Below are 2,369 nucleotides of genomic sequence, written 5' to 3'. Positions count from 1 at the left end.
TTTGGGGCCCGAACAGCAGCGAGTCGGGCGCCGCCGCAAAGCGTTCGTTCATGCGTCGGCAAAGTATCCACAGGTCGGCCAGCGCCACATCGGGAATCCCCTGCATGGCGGCCGACACCCCGGCCCGCGTGGCGCGGATTTTCCACCGCACGGCAGCCACGCGCGTAGCCATGTCGGCCGACGCATCGACAATCGAATCGGCCGTGCGGGCCACTTCGGCGGCCATGTCGTAATAGAACCCGCGCGTCATCGTCCGCGTGTTCATCTCCTCTTTCGACAGGGGATCGCCCGTCGCCACGGCGACTTTCAGCAGCGAGCACCCCGCCAGTGCGGCAGCCGTGAACACCGCGGCCGCAAGCCTGAAAAACATATGCCTGTCCATCTTCATACCCGGCCCCTGTTCCGCAATTACCGCTCCATCCTGCGCTCCATTTCACGGATATAGCGCACCGCGACAAAGTGCCCCGCCTGCGGCATGTTGCCGTGGTCGAAGCCGTCGAATTCGTAAATCCGCACATCGGGATGTCCCGCCACGCGCATCATGCGCCAGAAGTAGGCGTTCTCCTCGTAGCGTCCCAGCATCTCCCGCTCGCGGTCGCCCGAAAGAATCAGAATCGGCCGGCAGTCGGGCCGCACGTAGTTCAGCGGCGCCATGTCGTCCACCAGCGGCTGCGTGTCGGGCAGCCCCAGCTCCCGGCGGCGCTCGAAGTGCGTCACCACCTGCCCGCTGTACGGAATCAGCGCCACGAACGCCGTGTCGGGGTCGATGCCGTAAGGCTCCAGCCACCGCTTGTCGAGGCCGATCATCGACGTGAGGTAGCCGCCCGCCGAATGCCCCGCCACGAAGATGCGCTTCGGGTCGCCGCCGTACGAAGCGATGTTCTTCACCACCCATGCCGCCGAAGCCGCCGCATCGTCCACACAGTCGGCCACCGTCACCGACGGCGACAGGCGGTAGTCCACGCCCACGATGGCGAAACCCTTGTTTTTCAACGCTGCAGGCAGCTCGCGGCGTCCGCCCGTCAGGCCGCCGCCGTGGTACCAGATTACGGTCGAAAACCCGGTTTTATCCGCCGGATAACAGACATCCAGGCGGCACATCGAATCGATATTCCGGTCGCCCGCGGCGTCACGGTAAGGGATGTTTTCCACCGTCCGGTAGGCGGCGTCCTGCGCCCAAGCCCCCGTCCAGCAGAGGCCCAGCGCGAAAAGCAGCGCAAAAAGTCGTTTCATATCCAGTGTGTTTATTCGGGTCATAAAGATAGGCAAAATCCGGCAAAAAGCACTATATTTGCACAAATATAGGATATAGGACAGGGTACCGCCCGTGCGTACCGTCACAAAAAAAACAGCAACCATGAAAATAGCCTGCCTGCAATTCAATCCGATACAGGAAAACACCTACGTCGTCTGGGACGACACCGCCGAAGCCGTCGTCATCGACGCCGGGAACAGCAATCCGCGCGAAGACGCCGCCCTCGACAACTTCATCGCCGAGCACGGGCTCAAGCCCGTCCTGGCGGCCAACACCCACGGCCATTTCGACCACACGCTGGGCGTCGCGCACCTCAAGAAACGCTACGGCATCCCGTTCGCCCTGTCGCACAAAGACCTTTTCCTGCTGGACAACGCCTCGGCGAGCGGCAGCATTTTCGGCGTTCCCGTCGGCCAGATGCCCTCGGTGGACATCGACCTCGGCGCCACGCCCGAAATCCGCTTCGGCCACACCGCCCTGCGCGTTATCCATACTCCGGGCCATACGCCCGGCCACGTGGCGCTCTACGAGCCCGAATCCAGGTCGCTCTTCACGGGCGACACGCTCTTCCGCGAGTCGATCGGCCGCACCGACCTGCCGGGCGGCGACTATTCGTGGATCATGCGCTCGATTCTCGACGAATTGATTCCGCTGGGCGAAGAAGTGCACGTCTACCCCGGCCACGGCCCCGAGTCGACCATCGGCCACGAGGTGCTCTACAATCCGTTCATCGTCGAAGTGCTCAACCAGGAGGTAAACTACAAGGGATAATCCGGCAGCGGCGGCCGCACACCCGCCTCTGCGCACGATACGCTCCGGCCTGTCCCGCAGGACAGCCTGCCCGTCCTGCCTCCCGCACCGAATAAACCTACGCGAAACGTGAAGACACTGATTCATAAAATCCTCTACAAAACCCTGCCGCTCGAAGGCTACCTGCGCGCCGTGAGCCGCATGTTCTTCCTCTGGCAGCGGCTCGGCATCGGGCGCTGCGCCCCGGCCACGGAGTACGTCTACCACCTGCCGCAGCTCGTCCGCGCGGGCGACACCGTCATCGACATCGGCGCCAACCTCGGCTATTACGCCCGCACGCTCTCGCGGCTGGCGGGCCCCTCCG

At 63.7% G+C, this 2,369-nt stretch carries 2 protein-coding genes and 2 pseudogenes; 2 read left to right on the top strand and 2 right to left on the bottom strand.

The window, feature by feature from the left end; all coding sequences use genetic code 11:
* Together QZT71_RS12395 and QZT71_RS12390 are read right to left on the bottom strand one after the other, a co-directional pair.
* Positions 1 to 388, bottom strand: a pseudogene (locus QZT71_RS12395) (hypothetical protein); the annotation flags it as partial.
* A gap of 20 nt (positions 389 to 408) precedes the next feature.
* Positions 409 to 1,233, bottom strand: coding sequence for an alpha/beta hydrolase (locus tag QZT71_RS12390; RefSeq protein ID WP_295916661.1), 825 nt, complete (start codon positions 1,231 to 1,233; stop codon positions 409 to 411).
* A 124-nt stretch (positions 1,234 to 1,357) separates the two neighbouring features.
* Here QZT71_RS12390 and QZT71_RS12385 point away from each other — a divergent pair, with 124 nt between their 5' ends.
* Both QZT71_RS12385 and QZT71_RS12380 read left to right on the top strand, forming a co-directional pair.
* The gene (locus QZT71_RS12385; protein WP_295916660.1) at positions 1,358 to 2,026 is read left to right on the top strand and encodes an MBL fold metallo-hydrolase; all 669 of its coding nucleotides are present in this window, start codon (positions 1,358 to 1,360) and stop codon (positions 2,024 to 2,026) included.
* A 108-nt stretch (positions 2,027 to 2,134) separates the two neighbouring features.
* A pseudogene (locus QZT71_RS12380) lies at positions 2,135 to 2,369 on the top strand (FkbM family methyltransferase); the annotation flags it as partial.

The organism is uncultured Alistipes sp. (assembly GCF_902388705.1).
Lineage (GTDB): Bacteria > Bacteroidota > Bacteroidia > Bacteroidales > Rikenellaceae > Alistipes.
Note: the sequence above shows the minus strand (reverse complement) of the source record. Positions and strands in the feature narration are given on the sequence as shown.

Coding starts and splice junctions, on each gene's coding strand:
- QZT71_RS12390 (WP_295916661.1), bottom strand. CDS start 1,233: ATGAAACGACTTTTTGCGCTGCTTTTCGCGCTGGGCCTCTGCTGGACG.
- QZT71_RS12385 (WP_295916660.1), top strand. CDS start 1,358: ATGAAAATAGCCTGCCTGCAATTCAATCCGATACAGGAAAACACCTAC.